15 protein-coding genes are annotated in these 16,374 nt (G+C 45.8%); 5 read left to right on the top strand and 10 right to left on the bottom strand.

The genetic code is table 11. The features are described 5' to 3' along the window. Window positions 1-8 precede the first annotated feature (8 nt). Both AC5YB1_RS02170 and AC5YB1_RS02175 read left to right on the top strand, forming a co-directional pair. Window positions 9-455, top strand: coding sequence for a PilZ domain-containing protein (locus AC5YB1_RS02170; protein WP_494520537.1), 447 nt, complete (start codon window positions 9-11; stop codon window positions 453-455). Between the two features lie 8 nt (window positions 456-463). Continuing rightward, window positions 464-751 carry a hypothetical protein gene (locus AC5YB1_RS02175; protein ID WP_494520538.1) on the top strand — a complete coding sequence of 96 codons (288 nt, stop codon included), beginning with the start codon at window positions 464-466 and terminating at the stop codon, window positions 749-751. A 64-nt stretch (window positions 752-815) separates the two neighbouring features. Here the strand turns inward: AC5YB1_RS02175 and AC5YB1_RS02180 are convergent, their stop codons facing one another. Continuing rightward, a complete protein-coding gene (locus AC5YB1_RS02180) occupies window positions 816-2,618 on the bottom strand; it encodes a DUF885 domain-containing protein (RefSeq protein WP_494520539.1) in 1,803 nt (600 codons plus the stop codon). A 273-nt stretch (window positions 2,619-2,891) separates the two neighbouring features. Between AC5YB1_RS02180 and add the strand changes: the two genes are divergently transcribed. After that, entirely contained in the window at window positions 2,892-3,887 is a 996-nt protein-coding gene (gene add / locus AC5YB1_RS02185; protein ID WP_494520540.1) for an adenosine deaminase, read from the top strand. A gap of 88 nt (window positions 3,888-3,975) precedes the next feature. Here add and hemN read toward each other — a convergent pair whose 3' ends face one another. The 5 genes from hemN to AC5YB1_RS02210 form a co-directional block, all read right to left on the bottom strand. Continuing rightward, window positions 3,976-5,352: an oxygen-independent coproporphyrinogen III oxidase gene (gene hemN / locus AC5YB1_RS02190; protein ID WP_110458411.1), complete on the bottom strand. Its 1,377-nt coding sequence runs from the start codon at window positions 5,350-5,352 to the stop codon at window positions 3,976-3,978. 176 nt (window positions 5,353-5,528) lie between these two features. Beyond that, the gene (locus AC5YB1_RS02195) at window positions 5,529-5,996 is read right to left on the bottom strand and encodes a DUF2489 domain-containing protein (RefSeq protein WP_494520541.1); all 468 of its coding nucleotides are present in this window, start codon (window positions 5,994-5,996) and stop codon (window positions 5,529-5,531) included. Window positions 5,997-6,080: 84 nt separating this feature from the next. Then, on the bottom strand, window positions 6,081-6,614 hold the full coding sequence (gene yihI, locus AC5YB1_RS02200) for a Der GTPase-activating protein YihI (RefSeq protein WP_475515272.1): 534 nt from the start codon (window positions 6,612-6,614) through the stop codon (window positions 6,081-6,083). 47 nt (window positions 6,615-6,661) lie between these two features. After that, entirely contained in the window at window positions 6,662-7,330 is a 669-nt protein-coding gene (locus tag AC5YB1_RS02205; protein ID WP_494520542.1) for a methyltransferase domain-containing protein, read from the bottom strand. 717 nt (window positions 7,331-8,047) lie between these two features. After that, window positions 8,048-8,668, bottom strand: a complete 621-nt coding sequence (locus AC5YB1_RS02210; RefSeq protein WP_494520543.1) for a c-type cytochrome — start codon at window positions 8,666-8,668, stop codon at window positions 8,048-8,050. 168 nt (window positions 8,669-8,836) lie between these two features. Here AC5YB1_RS02210 and yihA point away from each other — a divergent pair, with 168 nt between their 5' ends. Then, entirely contained in the window at window positions 8,837-9,493 is a 657-nt protein-coding gene (gene yihA, locus AC5YB1_RS02215) for a ribosome biogenesis GTP-binding protein YihA/YsxC (RefSeq protein ID WP_110458406.1), read from the top strand. 725 nt (window positions 9,494-10,218) lie between these two features. On the opposite strand, the gene polA is transcribed toward yihA, so the two are convergent. After that, complete coding sequence (gene polA / locus AC5YB1_RS02220; RefSeq protein ID WP_494520544.1) at window positions 10,219-12,978, bottom strand: DNA polymerase I; 2,760 nt, start codon at window positions 12,976-12,978, stop codon at window positions 10,219-10,221. 386 nt (window positions 12,979-13,364) lie between these two features. Here polA and elbB point away from each other — a divergent pair, with 386 nt between their 5' ends. Then, window positions 13,365-14,018: an isoprenoid biosynthesis glyoxalase ElbB gene (gene elbB / locus AC5YB1_RS02225; RefSeq protein WP_494520545.1), complete on the top strand. Its 654-nt coding sequence runs from the start codon at window positions 13,365-13,367 to the stop codon at window positions 14,016-14,018. Between the two features lie 31 nt (window positions 14,019-14,049). Here elbB and glpG read toward each other — a convergent pair whose 3' ends face one another. The 3 genes from glpG to tdh form a co-directional block, all read right to left on the bottom strand. Next, a complete protein-coding gene (glpG, locus tag AC5YB1_RS02230) occupies window positions 14,050-14,886 on the bottom strand; it encodes a rhomboid family intramembrane serine protease GlpG (RefSeq protein WP_494520546.1) in 837 nt (278 codons plus the stop codon). Between the two features lie 19 nt (window positions 14,887-14,905). Then, window positions 14,906-15,211 carry a thiosulfate sulfurtransferase GlpE gene (gene glpE / locus AC5YB1_RS02235; RefSeq protein WP_475515266.1) on the bottom strand — a complete coding sequence of 102 codons (306 nt, stop codon included), beginning with the start codon at window positions 15,209-15,211 and terminating at the stop codon, window positions 14,906-14,908. 88 nt (window positions 15,212-15,299) lie between these two features. Beyond that, on the bottom strand, window positions 15,300-16,325 hold the full coding sequence (gene tdh / locus AC5YB1_RS02240; RefSeq protein ID WP_475515265.1) for an L-threonine 3-dehydrogenase: 1,026 nt from the start codon (window positions 16,323-16,325) through the stop codon (window positions 15,300-15,302). Between the last annotated feature and the right edge of the window lie 49 nt (window positions 16,326-16,374).

The following is a 16,374-nucleotide window of genomic DNA, read 5'->3' on the forward strand; positions in this document are numbered from 1 at the left end:
ATGACAGTGTGATTAAGTACGAAGATTTAGTTCATTTTGACGATATACCTAAGGATAGGTTCAGCGACTCACCGATATCTGATGAACTTGAGCATGACAATCGCCGCGAGCATAAGCGTTTTAGTCTGCGGCCAAACCCGAGCGCTTCGCTCGTCTTGGCTTGCGATGGCGTCGCCGTCACCCTATTCGAACCGGGTTGGTTGACTGCTAAGTCATTAGGCGCAGCCAGTATTAAAGACTTTAGTTTAAGTGGTGTGGGGCTATTGGCGAGCATGAATTTGGCTATCGGGCAGCAACTCTATATTCAATTTGAGCAGCAGCGGCTGCTATGTGAAATCACTCGCACTCACCAAGTAAAGGGGCGGCTTCGGTTCTGGGGGGCTCGTTGGGTCGAAGCCGATAATATGCAGCTGTTATCGCTACTGCAGCAACTTAAACGTCGTTCTGTAAATTAGAGGTAAGCATGACAACATCTTTTAAGCGTGTAGGTACCAATAAGTTACAGAAGTTTTTTCTTTATTTAATCCTACTCGACTGGGTGTTGTTGATTATTACGGCGTTAAAAATGCAGTCGCTCAGTTTTAGCTATGGCGCTATTATTTCGGTGATGTTGTTTGTCTACAGCCTATTTTTAACCAACTTATGCCGTATTCGGGCTAGGCGCGCCAATGACGCTTACATGATCTATCCGGTGATCATCGGTGCCATCGTCTCGTTTCTCTTAGTGGTGTATTTTTTCTTTTTTATTTAACCCTGTGCTGCTTAAGTTAATCCATGAAGGTGAGCCAGAAACAGGCTCACCCTCCTATTCTCAATTAGCCTTTTTGCGCCGCAATAAAGTCCTCTATTTGTGCCTCGAGTACCGACATGGGTACCGAACCGTTGGCTAAAATGGCATCGTGAAATGCGCGGATATCGAAGTCTTGTCCGAGCGCCGTCTCGGCCTGATGGCGTAAGCGTTTTATGGTCAGTTCCCCTACCTTGTACGACAGTGCCTGCCCAGGCCATGAGATGTAACGGTCGATCTCCGTAGTGACATTGTGCATCGACAGTGCGGTGTTGCTGGCCATAAAGTCGAGGGCTTGCTGGCGAGACCAACCCTTGGCGTGCATGCCTGTGTCGACCACCAGACGCGCCGCGCGCCACATCTCATAGGTTAAGCGGCCAAAGTTACTGTAGGGATCTTGATAAAAGCCTGCCTCTAGACCTAAAAACTCAGCATACAATCCCCACCCCTCGCCAAAGGCTGAAATATAGCTGTAACGGCGGAAATTGGGTAAGGATGTGAGCTCTTGATTGAGCGAGATCTGTAAATGATGTCCCGGCACAGCTTCATGCAAGGTTAAAGCTTCCATCTCATATAGGGGGCGCTTGTCTAAGGCGTAGGTGTTAACCCAGTAGTAACCGGGCTCGTCGTCTCGACTCGAACCCGAGTATCGTCCTGTGGTGTACTTAGGCGCAATTTCGGCAGGCACCTGTTGAATGCCGTAAGGCATTCTGGGTAATTGGCCAAAATAACGTGGCAATATGGCATCGGCTTGCTTAGCAATATAAGCGGCTTCTTTTAGCAGCTCCTCGGCGGTTTGGGGGTAAAACTGCGGATCGGTGCGCAGGAAATGCAAAAAAGCGTCAAAGTCCCCCTCAAAGCCGATATCGTCGATGATGGTTTGCATCTCTGCGCGGATCCGTTTGACCTCTTTAAGGCCAAGCTGGTGCACTTCATCGGCAGTCATGGGTAAGGTGGTATAGTAACGCACGCGGTTTTCATAAAAGTCTTTGCCATTGGGCAGGTCGCTGGCGGCGATGCTGCTGCGGGCACCGGGAATATACTCTTGGGTCATAAAGTCGAAATAAGCACGATAGGCGGGTAATACTGAACTGCGGATCAACTCGAGCCCTTGGGCTGTGAGCTGCGCTTGTTGTTGTGGGCTAAAGTGGGCCGGATATTGAGTAAAGGGCTTGAAGTAGCCACTTTGTTCAGCCGGAATGATAAACGCGCTGATGCTGTCTTCAAAACCAGTTAACACGACTTTTGCCGGAGTGATACCTGCGGCTAATCCCTGTTTTAACCAATAGGTTTGCTGGGCAAAGTAGTTTGGCAGAGCCTGCAATTTAGCTAGGTAATCTTGGTAATCTTGCGCTTGAGTAAAGCGTCCTTTGGCTATCGAAGCGATATAAGCATGAAAACCGCTTTCTGCTGAAATAGGCAGGTAGTGATCATGATAGCGGTACATGTCGACACTGTTTTGCAGCTGATACTGCAAAATTTGGTCGTTGATCTGCTCATCTTTAGTAAGCATGGCGCTGTCGAGTTGCTGTAAGCGTGTGAGCAAGGCTTGTTGCCGTTGAGCCTGCAAAGCTAACGCTTGCGGCGACAAGTTAACCAGTTTGCCTGCTGCGGCGCTATCACCTAATGCGTAAGCCAGTTCAGGATCAAAGTCTAAGCGAACTTGCCATGCGTCATCGATAACCGATTGTAACTCCTGCGAGGTTGCATTTTTAGTGGCGCTTACGCTAATGGGATCTGCCGCTGATGATGACGTTGCTGGAGCCGATGGCTGTAATTGGCAGGCGCTGAGACTAACAAGTAAGAGACACGGGGCGAGGCGAGAGTACATGGGAATCCTTCCATTTATAGCTATTATTTATGGTTGTTATTTGTGCTGTTAACTCATCGGTGTGAGTCGTAGGTGAAACATTATGCACGGCTGTGTGTTGCTTGTCATCGGTGTGGCTTACGCTTCATTATCCGCCAACTAGCAAGTGGCGCTATGAAGGTGCGATAGCTGAATTAAGTCGTACAGTCGATTAAATAATGCGTGTTATAGTGCTGACAACTTCAGACCAGATAAAAAATAATATTGGCTGAGGGGTTTACATAGGGGTTAAATATGATTGATACATCCATTCCGTTGGTGGACCTTCATCGTCACCTTGATGGCAACGTCAGGGTTAATACGATTTGGGAGCTTGGTCATCAACATCACATTGCGTTGCCATCCGATACATTGGAAGGGTTAGCGCCTTTTGTACAAATTCAAGGTAAAGAGTCGAGTCTGGTCGCGTTTTTAAAGAAGCTCGATTGGATGGTGGCCGTGCTTGCCGATCTTGATGCCGTTAAACGCGTAGCTTATGAAAACGTGGTTGATGCAGCCGTGTCAGGCTTAGATTATGCTGAGTTGCGTTTTAGCCCATATTACATGGCGATGAACCACCAATTACCGCTCGAAGGGGTTGTCGAAGCGGTGATCGACGGTGTCAATGCCGGTGTAAAAGAGCATGACGTGAAGATTAATTTGATTGGTATTATGTCGCGCTCATTTGGCCAGCAAGCCTGTATGCTGGAGCTCGACGCGCTGCTGGCCCATAAACAGCACTTAGTGGCGATGGACTTGGCTGGGGATGAACTCGGTTTCCCTGGTGCACTGTTTAACAGCCATTTTAATAAGGTGCGTGATGCGGGCCTTGCCGTTACGGCTCACGCTGGTGAAGCGGCTGGCGCCGAAAGCATGTGGCAGGCGATTTTGGAGTTAGGTGCGACTCGTATTGGCCATGGTGTTAATGCGGTGCATGATCCTAAGTTGATGGAATACCTAGCTAAACACAAGATAGGTATCGAGTCTTGCCCAACCAGTAACTTGCACACATCGACGGTTGCTAATTATCAACAGCATCCGCTGCGCACCTTCATGGATGCAGGGGTGTTGATTGGGCTCAATACTGACGACCCAGGTGTGAGCGCTATCGATATTGAGCATGAATATCGGGTGGTGAAGGCTGAAATGGGCTTAACCGATGCCGAGTTAGCGTTATTGCAACGCAATGGCGTGGAGATGGCCTTTTTATCTGACAGCGAACGCAAAGCGTTATACGCCGCCAAAGCGTAATGACCTGAGCGTGATAAACAAAAAAGCCGATGAATTATCATCGGCTTTTTAATGGACGGTCATTATCGCTAGCGGTTAACTGCAGCGATTAGATCACACGTGAGAACTGTTGCTGACGTGCCTTATCGCGATAGTAAACATCGAAACAGATGCAGATGTTACGAATAAGCAGGCGGCCTGTATTGCTAACGGTGATCTTTCTGTCGGTGATATCGACCAGTTTATCGTCAACAAAGGTTTGTAGCAGCTTAAGATCTTCTGCAAAATACTCTTCGAAATTAATTCCAAGTTGCTGGTCAATCTTGGCCATATCCAGATCAAAGTGACAGATGAGCTGTTTAATCACTACGCGGCGGATCTCATCATCACGGTTAAGCTTACAGCCTTTCCATAATGCATGGCCTACGGCGTCGACAGACTCATAATAAGGACGAATGTCTTTTTGGTTTTGTGCGTAACAATCGCCAATCTGGCTAATGGATGACACGCCTAAACCCAGTAGGTCGCACTCTTCTTGAGTCGTGTAGCCTTGGAAATTACGATGCAGTCGACCTTCATTTTGCAGGATAGATAGCTCATCGTCAGGTTTGGCAAAGTGGTCCATACCAATATACTGATAGCCAGCGCCTGTGAGGGTTTCGATGGTCTGATGTAGCATCTCTAGCTTTTGCTGCGGAGAGGCTAAATCTTCATCCTTAATTTTACGCTGCGCAGCAAAGCGTGCTGGCAGGTGCGCATAGTTAAACACAGATAGGCGATCGGGCGATAAGTCTAAGACCCGCTGCATGGTTTCTGCAAAGGTTTCTGGTGTTTGGTGTGGCAGACCATAGATTAAATCGATATTGGTCGATACAAAGCCCATCGCTTTAGCTTTGGCCATAAGGTCAAAGATAAACTGTTCATCTTGTTCACGATTAACCGCGACCTGTACTTTTTTGTTGAAGTCTTGCACGCCAATCGAAATACGGTTAAATCCAGCTTCTTTGAGGGTATCGAGCATAGATAGCTCAATTTCCCGAGGATCGACTTCGATTGAATACTCACCTTCATCGGCAATATTAAAATGCTCGCGCAGTAGCGAAGAGAGTCTAAGGATCTGCTCAGGATTAAGGAAAGTGGGAGTTCCGCCGCCCCAGTGAATTTGTGTTACTAGGTAGTCTTTAAACAGGGGCGCACGCTTAACAATTTCGGCCGCTAAATATTCAATATATTGGTCAGCTTTGTGCTGATGACGAGTGATCACCTTGTTGCAGCCACAGTAATAGCAAAGCTTAGCGCAAAAAGGGATGTGCAGATAAAGCGACAACTTATCGCTTTTACTGTTCTTGATTGAAGTCAGCAGATCGTTTTCAGTAAAAGAGTCATCAAACTCGAGTGCGGTCGGATAAGAGGTGTAACGGGGACCGCTGTAATTATACTTTTCGATCATTGACTGATCCCAATTAATTTGGGTGGGCTGCTTCAAGGCGTGTCCTCCGAAGGTGGTAAATTAGCAACAAGCGAAGTATGCAATGTTATCAGATTAATAACATTGATCTCTGTTGCAAATTAACACTGCAAGTAATAGTAGCCGATGAATATCCTTGAATTTAGACCAAATGTCTGTGGTGCGAGGTGAAATTTGTGCGCCGACTCACGCCGCTATTTTTGGATAGGGGCGTAATCTTTAACCAGTTGCTGTGTTTCTTGATTGATATCGGCCTCGAGTGCCGCCTCTGATTTCATTCTGACTAAGTCGAGTTTCATGCGCTGCTGTTTACTGAGTGCTTTACGTTGCTCCATGATCGGGTGCTGCTCAATCACTTCGAAATGGGCGAACAAGGCTGGGTAACGGCTGGTGGCTTGTTCTGTTTGACCCAAAATACCAAATAGTTTGCCGATACGCATGACTCCCTCAGACAGTTCACAGCGCTCCTCTAGCATCGCGGCAGCAATATAATGAATATTGCCGAGCAGCTCTTGCTCTCGAGCCTCGACCGCTTGTTGCTGAGCGGCCTGTTGTGCTTGCTGTTGCCGAGTCTGCTGCTTTAATTTTATCAGTAGGTGGGCGGCGTAGCCTGCAAGCCCAATAATAATTAAGGCACCGATAATCATAAGTGAAGTCGTCATAATCAGGTCCAAATAAGCTGTGTTAGGGGAGTAGATATAGAAATGGCATCGAATTCGATGCCATTAAGTCCTCATGCGAGTGCATTAGTCTTTACGTTGGTAGTCTTTTAGTAGATCAGCGCCAGACTCAAACTTCTCCAGCAAATCATCATCAGACGTTGCTGTGGTTTTCATTACGTGCTCTAAATCATCTTCTTCATTGATCCCGAGACGCTCCATTAAACGTTCGATTTCAGTCAGCTGTTTTTCAAGCCAGCTCTGATCGGCTGCGGTTAATGTTTTGCCCTCTTCTAGCATGTCGAGTAGCGAATTTAGACGCGGATCATCTTCTAATTTAAGTAGCTTCTGCTCATCACTCATTTTAGGAGCCGCAGGCTTTTTCTCTACCGGTTTAACGGTTGGTAGATTTAAGGCCACAGGCTTCTTACTGCCGTGACGAGGATCTTTGGCTCTCGCCGCTCCCGATTGTGTTTGCTGGATCTGCTTTTCGTCATGACGGCTGCCCGGTTTGTTGCCCGAATTTTGCTTTTTGCCGGCAACTACACGGTCTTGCTTTTTCGTTCGTGGCTGTTTCTTAGGCGCATTTTCATTGATTTTGCGCGATTTGTTACGGGACATAGCAATAATCTCAACTACAAAAAATATCGTGAACTTATCTAATCAAATTAGACAAGAGAACTTGGGTCGCGTGTTATATCAGATTTTGGTGGTTTTTGCACCAAAATGAGATCGTTTGACGCGAATAATAGCTTAAATTCAGCTTGGTATGCTAGATATTGGAAGGTGGCCTGCTGATAAAAACTGACGTGGGTTAAATTATTCTTATGGTGCCATTTGGAAAAGCCAGTTAACTCGGTGATCAATTGCGTATTTATCGCCATCCATCCGCCCGGTTTTAGCAATGAACAGAGTAAACGCCACTCTCTATTTGGGAAGCGAAAGTGTTCAAATACTTTATAACAACAGATAAAGTCATATTGCTGTTTTAGCACTTTATGTTGTGGTGCGAAAAAAGGGTCGTATTGATACAGTTGGTGGCCATTAATGGCTAACTCATCGATAAGTGCAGGCATAACGATACGGCCAAAATTAAGTCCGGTTAAGGGGCTTGTGGTCTCTTGTTCGATTTGGCCGACGAGGCTCAATATTAGTTGGCGGGTGGCTTTATGTTTTTGGGTTGCCGTTTGGTATTTATTGAGTTCGGCCTTGGGCGGCAAATGAGAACTGGCATCGGCAAATAGTAACATGCAGGTTTTACAGCGGTGTATGCAACGTTTTCTATCTTGATAGAAGGGGGTAGTATTATCGTTATGGCATAGGGGGCATCTTCGCATCGGTAACGAATGACTCTTCTAGGTGATTCCATTTAGTGTACATTTTGTCATAAAAAAAGGCGACAGTATGACTGTCGCCTTCCAAAAAAGTACCCTAGGTACTCAATTCTGACTCCAAGTTTCCTTACTTGCTATGCGACTTTCCCAGTCGGATTCCATCTTATTTTTTGTCTGCTATCCATGCAGTTTTTATCGTTTGTGGTCTTCCAGACACTTTCTTATTAGCCTGTCGCCTTCCTGACAACAGTTTCCGTAGATGGTCTTAATGACACATCACAATATTGCTCATCATCTTTGATGATAAATCAACCATCCTTGTTGGTGTAACCTTGAGTTCAGTTGTAGCATTTCTGAACGAGTAAGGAGAGTGCTAATTAGCGAATTGGCCTTCCTAACCAATAATCCTTACCAAAATCGAACATGACCTGACTTCAAATTCGAAGTGCGACTCTATATTGTTTTATTAGTGAGTGGTCTTAATATTATTATTGTTATGGTTTCACTTTATTCTTATATCTTAAGCGATGTTACATACCGAAATCTGTTTAATATTATTAGATAAATTTTGGATAAACAGTTGGGTTCACCTCGGTACGGGCACAATTAAACCGAAATCTGTGATCTATGTCAAGCCCGAATTTGCGCAGTTGACGTAAGCGTCAGCTTTTTGAGGTTAAAAAAGGTGATCGTAACCACCTTTTTCATTAAGCTTAATAATTACTTAATACTGGCAACATATTTTGCTAGTGCTTCGATATCTTCGCTAGTTAATTTCTTAGCGACATCTTGCATCATGCCATTTAAGTCGTTGTTACGAGTAGAGTCGTGGAACTTAGTTAGCTGAATTTTGATGTAATTAGCGTGTTGTCCTGCAATTGCTGGAAAACCTGCTGCTTCAGAGCCTTTACCGTTAGGGCCGTGACAAGCGATACAAGCGGTAATTCCACGGACGGTATCGCCACCTTTGTAAAGTTGCTCACCCAGTTCAGGTACATCTTTTACTTCAGTCACTGTGAGTGGTAATGAAGCATAGTAGGCGGCTAGATCTTCGATATCTTGGTCGCTTAATCCTGCTGCCATAGGGCTCATTAGTGGCTCGTTACGGCCCTCTTTACCACCAGTGTGAGCCGCTTGACGTAAATCATGTAGCTGTTTCTTCAGGTAAGTCTCTTGTTGCCCTGCAATTTTAGGGTACATGTCTATCATGCTGTTACCATCAACACCGTGACAGGCAGAACAAATGATTGCTTTAGTTTTTCCCGCTTCAGCATCACCTGCTGCAATAGCGGGAGTCGATAATGTGGCTAAAATTGATAGCGCAATAGCTAGCTTTTTCATGGCGTTCCAACTTTTAGTTAAATTTTTTGTCCTGAGCTTACGAGAGTGACCTGCAAGCGTGATAAAATATGATTTATGTGATCGGAGTAATATTTTACACGAAATTGTGCAAATGTAAGCAACTCTTCGATATTTAAACTAAAGAATGAACAAATTTTGGAGTGGGTAGTGACTGATTCTCGTATCGATTTTCGGCAGGCAAAGTTTTTGATCAGCGCACCTGATATCGCGCATCTCAATGAACATTTGCCTGGAGATGTGGGTGTTGAAATTGCATTTGCAGGCCGATCTAATGCCGGAAAGTCCAGTGCATTAAATCAGCTTACAGAACAAAAAAGCTTAGCTCGAACCAGTAAAACCCCTGGGCGTACGCAATTAATTAACGTATTTGCCCTCGACGAGCATCGCCGCTTGGTGGATCTGCCTGGTTATGGTTTTGCGCAAGTTCCATTGGCGTTAAAGAAGAAGTGGCAACAAGCGTTAGGTCAATATTTACAAGAACGTGAATGCTTAAGTGGCCTAGTGGTACTGATGGATATTCGTCATCCGTTAAAAGATCTCGATATGCAGATGATAGAGTGGGCTGTTGATAGTCATATTCCGGTACTTGCGCTGCTGACGAAATGCGACAAGTTGGCTCAAAGTGCCAGAATGAAAACCGTTAACGAGGTTCGCAAGGCGCTAATTGATTTTGGTGATGCGGTTAAGGTGGAGCCCTTCTCTTCACTGAAAGGCACTGGTAAACCTAAGGTATTAAGCATACTGAATGAATGGTGTCACCCTGACTGGTTAGTTGAAGCATTGGCCGAGGCCGATCAAGAATAGTATTTATTGTACTGTTAAAACGCTTCCTTCGAGGAGGCGTTTTTTTGTTTCATAGTTGAACGGGCATTGCAGATAGCAATGAAGAAGAGGGGTATAGCGGAATTTTAGGCAAAAAAAACCGACGGTGTAAACCATCGGCGAATAAATTAGCTCTTTTGAGGAGAAGCTAAATTCAACAAGACTCAAGTTCCATCAATCGATGATCAATGGCTCTCAATAACTGCATGATAGCGCGAATCTCGACCAACTTAAAGTATTTGCTCTAAATTAAATTTTAGGCGAAAAAAAGCCCCAGCAATTAAATCGCTGAGGCGCCATAATTCGGCTATCCACTTAACAAGTGAATTAAAAAAGGTCTGAAAGATAGAACATCTTAACCTCTGTACCCTACGCCGAGAATAATACTGCATTAGCCGTTATTTGGGAAACTGTTTTTTATAAAAAACGACAATAATGTGAGCAACATCTAAACTTTAGGCGATAAAAACAGCATTTTTTTGATCTTAAAGTTTCATATTTGCACTTTAAAATAATAATTTAGCTGTTTTAACACTCAAAATGAAAATAAATTACTTTTTCAGGTGCAGATGCCCCGCAATGACTTAAGATGAGCGCGTTGATAGTCTATGTGGCTTTTTGCTGCAATAAAAAGCCTCACACTAAGTGAGGCTTAATCAATTCAAATATTGCGCCTTTAGTCAGTTGGCTACTGGATATGCATTGTATTAGTGCGCCTGTTCCCAGTTGTCACCAATACCCGCCTCGGCCAGTAGTTCGACATCAAGACTGGCTGCACTGGCCATTAATTGACAGACTTTTTCTTTTAAGCTCTCGGCTTTATCACTATCAACTTCGAAAACCAATTCATCGTGTACCTGCATGATCATGGTGATCTCACCTTGAGTGTCGCTTGCAATCCAATGCGCTACATCAATCATCGCTTTCTTGATGATATCGGCAGCGGTGCCTTGCATCGGGGCGTTGATTGCGGCGCGTTCAGCAGCTTGGCGCCGCATAGCATTTCTATCTTTGATGGCTGGTAGGTAGAGCCTGCGGCCAAATAGCGTCGATACGTAACCTTGTTCGGCTGCCGCGGCGCGTGTTTCTTCCATGTACTTGAGTACGCCTGGGTAGCGTTTAAAGTAAATATCGATATATTTTTGCGCTTCGGCACGAGGAATATCGAGCTGACGCGCTAGCCCAAAGGCGGACATGCCATAAATGAGGCCAAAGTTGACCGCTTTGGCGCGGCGACGTTGTTCGCTTGTCACTTCACTAAAATCGACATCAAAGACTTCAGCAGCAGTCGCGCTATGGATATCTTTACCCTCGGCAAACGCGCTCAGTAGGCCTGAGTCTTGCGATAGGTGTGCCATGATGCGTAATTCGATTTGCGAGTAATCGGCAGCCAGAATTTTACGTCCTTCACCCGCGATGAAGGCGTGGCGAATGCGGCGACCCTCTTCGGTGCGGATTGGGATATTTTGTAGGTTAGGCTCACTCGACGATAAACGACCGGTTGCAGCATTGGCCTGATGATAACTGGTGTGTACTCTGCCAGTATTTGCATCGACCATCAAAGGTAGTTTGTCGGTATAGGTACTCTTTAATTTAGATAAGCTTCTGTGCTCTAGCAGTATTTTAGGTAAAGGGTAGTCAAGCGCCAGTTCGACTAACACTTCTTCGGCTGTCGATGGTGCGCCTTTGGGGGTTTTCTTAATCACAGGGTAGCCGAGCTTCTCAAAAAACAGGGCTTGTAACTGTTTAGTTGAGCTGAGATTAAAGGTTTCGCCGGCGATGTCGTAAGCTTTTTGTTCTAGCTCATCAATTTTTCGTGCGAGTTCTTCACTTTGCTGGCCGAGTAACATGCTGTCAATTAGCACGCCTTGGCGTTCAATTTGTGATAGTACGCTCACCAGCGGCAATTCGATATCACTGAACACGCTCGCAAGTTCAGGGGCCTTGGCTAATCTTGGCCACAAATGCTGATGTAATCTTAGGGTGATATCGGCATCTTCAGCGGCGTAAGGCGCAGCTATCTCTAGCGGAATTTGATTGAAGGTCAGTTGCTTGGCGCCTTTTCCTGCAATCTCTTCGAAACCGATAGTCTTATGTCCGAGATACTTCAGAGCTAAGTCGTCCATATTGTGTTTCGAGGCGACCGAATTAAACACGTAAGATTCGAGCATGGTATCGAAGGCTATGCCGCGTAGCGTGATCCCCACGTTGGCCAGAATACTCATATCGTACTTTAGGTTTTGGCCAACCTTTTTGATACTAGCATCTTCCAGTAGTGGGGTTAATTTGGCTAAGGCTTGCGTCATGTCCAGTTGTTCTGGCGCGTCGGGGTAATCATGTGCCAGTGGCAGATACGCAGCCTGACCCGCTTCAATAGCAAAGGATAAGCCGACTAACTTAGCCTGCATATAGTTAAGGCTGGTGGTTTCGGTATCGACGGCAAAGAGTTCGGCGCTAGCGAGTTTTTCAATCCACTCGTCCAGTTGTTGCCAACTTAAGATGGTGACGTAATCGGCATCGATATCTTGTGGTACAGGAGGGGTATCTTCGTCCTTAGCGTCATTGGTTATGTTATTTGCGCCCTTACCATCGAGCACTTCTGCAAGCCAGCGCTTAAATTCCATTTCGCTATAGCATTTGATCAACTCTTCATTATCGGCTGGAGCGATATTCAGCTGATGCCAATCTTGCTCTAATTCTACATCTAACTTAATGGTCGCGAGCTCATATGAGAGTCTTAGCATCTCGCCATGTTCGGCAATTTTGGCCGGCATGGTTTTAGCGCCGCGAAAGCCGAGCTCTGGCATTTTTTCAGGATGAGCTAAGATCTGCTCAATACTACCAACGCCATTAAGCATCGCCAGTGCGGTTTTTTCACCCACACCAGGTAAGCCTGGAATGTTATCGGCTTTATCGCCTTGCAGTGCTAATAGGTCGACAATCAATTCTGGGCCGACGCCAAACTTTTCGAGCACTTCTTCAGGCCCTAATATGGTATTGGTCATGGTGTTGATAAGGGTAATATTATTATCGACTAGCTGCGCCATATCCTTATCGCCAGTGCTGATCAGTACCGAACGCCCCTCTTTACTCGCTTGAGTAGCAATGGTGCCAATAACATCATCGGCTTCGACGCCAGGCACACAGACTAATGGCAGGCCAAGTGCTCGCACAATACGGTGTAGCGGTTCAATTTGAGAGCGTAGGTCATCAGGCATCGTTGGGCGATGCGCCTTATATTCTGCATACAAATCATTACGGAACGTTTTACCCTTGGCATCGAATACCACAGCCATCTGTGTCGGCTTGTATTGCTTTAGCAAGCTACGCAGCATATTAATTACGCCATAAACGGCGCCAGTGGCTTCGCCTTTCGAGTTCGTTAGGTGAGGGGGGGCATAATAAGCGCGGTAAAGATAAGAAGAACCATCCACAAGGATCAGTGGGTTTTCAGCAATAGTAGGCATAATATCTATTCATTTATCGGTATTCGATGATGGCGCTAGCATGCCACATTAGGACGATTTCGGCCACGCAAAATTACTCACTAGGCTGTGGATAAGTCTGTGAGCTAAAAAAAAATCAACGAGCAGGCTTTATAACCGCGACGACATGGTGTGATTTTAAGTTATTGATTTTATGTGATGTTTATTTTTTGTGTGAACTAGGTATTACTTCCAAGTAAAATTTCCTAATGTGTGGACTTTTATTTTCATTCCATTTATCGGCTCTGGCTTGGCGAATTGACAGCGGCTTGCTAAAGTCGATGCACTAACTTAGCACGAAAAATAAACAGATCAAGTTGTTTGTTTCATTGTTGTTAAAACTATTGGGTATATAAAAGGAGCTGTTAATGAAAAAATTCGCAGTGTTATTGAGTGGCGCGGGGGTGTTTGATGGTAGCGAGCTCCAGGAGGCGGTGCTGACCTTGTTATCCCTCACTCAAGCTGGTGCTTGTTACCAGTGTTTTGCGCCTGATATTGACCAGATGCATGTGGTTAATCATCTTACTGGTGAGGTAGATGTCGAAGATAAACGTAATGTGCTGGTGGAGTCGGCGCGTATTGCTCGTGGTGAGATAAAGGCGACGACAGATCTTGTTATCGGAGAGTTTGATGGCTTACTGATCCCCGGTGGTTTTGGCGCCGCCAAGAATCTATGTAACTTTGCTGTTGCGGGCAGCGAATGCGAAATCGCACCAGAGGTGAGCCATTTTATTAATGAGTTTATCGAAGCAAAAAAACCAGTGGGCTTTATCTGTATTTCTCCGGTGATGATCCCTAAGTTGTATCATCAGGCTCGCGGCACCATTGGGCATGATACCGAAACTGCACATGCCTTTAATTTGATGGGGGGGCAGCATGTCGAGACTAATGTGGAGCAGATAGTGGTTGATGAAGCCAATAAATTAGTCAGTACACCAGCTTATATGTTGGCAGAAAACATTGCCCAAGCACATATAGGTATCAATAAACTGGTGAGGAAGGTGATTGAACTGGCCTCTTAGGCGGTTAACACTAAGCCCTAGGCGCTAGCGCCTAGGTGCGTTTTCTACTGTCGATAAAGCCCTGAATAACTCCAACAATCAATCCGCCAATATGGGCACCGTTGGCTATCGAGAGTCCAAATATATCGGTAAAGCCTAGTACTAGCCAGAGTAGCATAAAGACAATATAGGCGGGTGGCAGACCTATGCCAGCTTCAGGGCGTTTAACGCCCATCACCCAAGTGTAGCCAACTACCGCATAGACGACGCCAGAAAGGCCGCCAAAGTTAGGGCCAGTAATAAAATACTGCACAATATTGGGTAGGGTTCCGGCGACTAACAGTATGATAAACAATGGCGCTACGCCGAGCTTGTTTTCGATTTTACCGCCTAAATACCACCACCAGAGTAAATTAAACAAGATATGCATGGCTGAAAAGTGCATCAGGCTGGGAGTAAAGACGCGCCATACTTGCTCAAAGCCACTATTGGGGACGGCGCCAAAGAATGACAGGTGCTCAAATAGCACATTGGCAAAGCCAATATTAAAGCCTAAATAGATCACGGCACAAATGGCAATAATGCCTAGCGTGAGTGGTCCTGCGCCAGAAATAAATTGGCTTAGCAGTTGTAAGCTAGGTGCACCATAATCTAATTTTGTTGCTGGGCTGCCATTATCCCAAGAAGCCTGCAGGTATTTATCATCATGGGGATGTTGAATAAATTGCTCATACTCGGCGCGGGCTGGAGCATAGTCCTGTTCGCGCTCGACAGAGACGATAACATCTTGTTCATCGTAGGATAGTTGGCAGCTTACACCTTGACCTTTTAAATAGTCGATAAGTGCCTGTGCGGCACGTGCGTTGGGTAAGCGACCAATTTCTAGCATTAGCATCTTCTCACTGAGGTTAGTTCGCTTCGCGCCACGCTTGAAAGCCGCCATCTAGGCTATATACGTCATCGAAGCCTTGTTCGTGTAAATAGTTTGCGGCATTTTGGCTACTAATGCCATGATAGCAAACCACCACCAAGGGCTGATCCATATCGGCTTCAGCAATATAGGCTGCAAGATTGTCGTTAGTCAGGTTGGTTGCGTCTGCAATGTGTCCAGCCTCGAAACTAGCATTGTCGCGAATATCGACTATCTGGAGCGGACTGTTTTCTTGTTGCATTTGCAGCAGTTGATTAACGCTTAAGTGTTTAAAAGCTGACATAGTAAACCTGTAGAAATCAATAATTATTGGTGAGTGTGTGATAGGAGGCTGCAGCTGAACAGCCTCCTACTAGCTCAATTATACCGAGTTAATCCCAGCTAAGGATCACTTTACCAGATTGACCAGAGCGCATGGCGTCAAAGCCCGCTTGGAAATCATCGACATTGAAGTGGTGGGTAATAATGGGCGAAATATCTAAACCCGACTGGATCAGGCTGGCCATCTTGTACCAGGTTTCAAACATTTCACGACCGTATATGCCTTTGATAATTAATCCTTTAAAGATCACTTTGCTCCAATCGATTGCCATCTCTCCACCAGGAATACCCAGCATAGCAACTTTACCGCCATGGTTCATGGTATCGAGCATTGAGTGGAACGCCGCAGGAACCCCCGACATCTCCAGCCCCACATCGAAACCTTCGGTCATGCCAAGTTCGTGCATCACATCTTCGAGTTTTTCGGTCGCGACGTTAACGGCGCGAGTGGCGCCCATCTTTTTCGCTAACTCAAGGCGGTATTCGTTAACATCGGTGATCACCACGTGACGCGCACCGACATGGCGACATACGGCTGCCGCCATAATGCCGATAGGACCCGCTCCGGTGATTAAGACATCTTCACCTACCAGATCGAATGACAATGCGGTATGTACTGCGTTACCAAAGGGATCAAAGATAGAGGCTAAATCATCAGAAATATCATCAGGGATCTTAAAAGCATTAAAAGCTGGGATCACCAGATACTCTGCGAAGGCCCCTTCACGGTTAACCCCAACACCTGAAGTGTTACGACACAAGTGAGTACGACCTGCGCGGCAATTACGGCAATGTCCGCAGGTTATATGGCCTTCACCCGATACTCTATCGCCAATGGAAAAGCCACGTACCTCTTGGCCAATCTCAACCACTTCACCTACATATTCGTGACCCACTACCATAGGGACTGGGATGGTATTTTGTGACCATTCGTCCCAGTTATAAATATGTACGTCGGTGCCACAGATGGCAGTTTTACGAATTTTAATCAGTAGATCGTTATGGCCAACTTCAGGTTTTGGCGCATCGACCATCCAGATGCCTTCTTCAGGCTTTAATTTGCTTAGTGCTTTCATGTTCCACCCTATGACTGACTCACCCTAGCGGTCAGTAAAAAATGTCATT

This window comes from Shewanella sp. 433 (assembly GCF_059338565.1).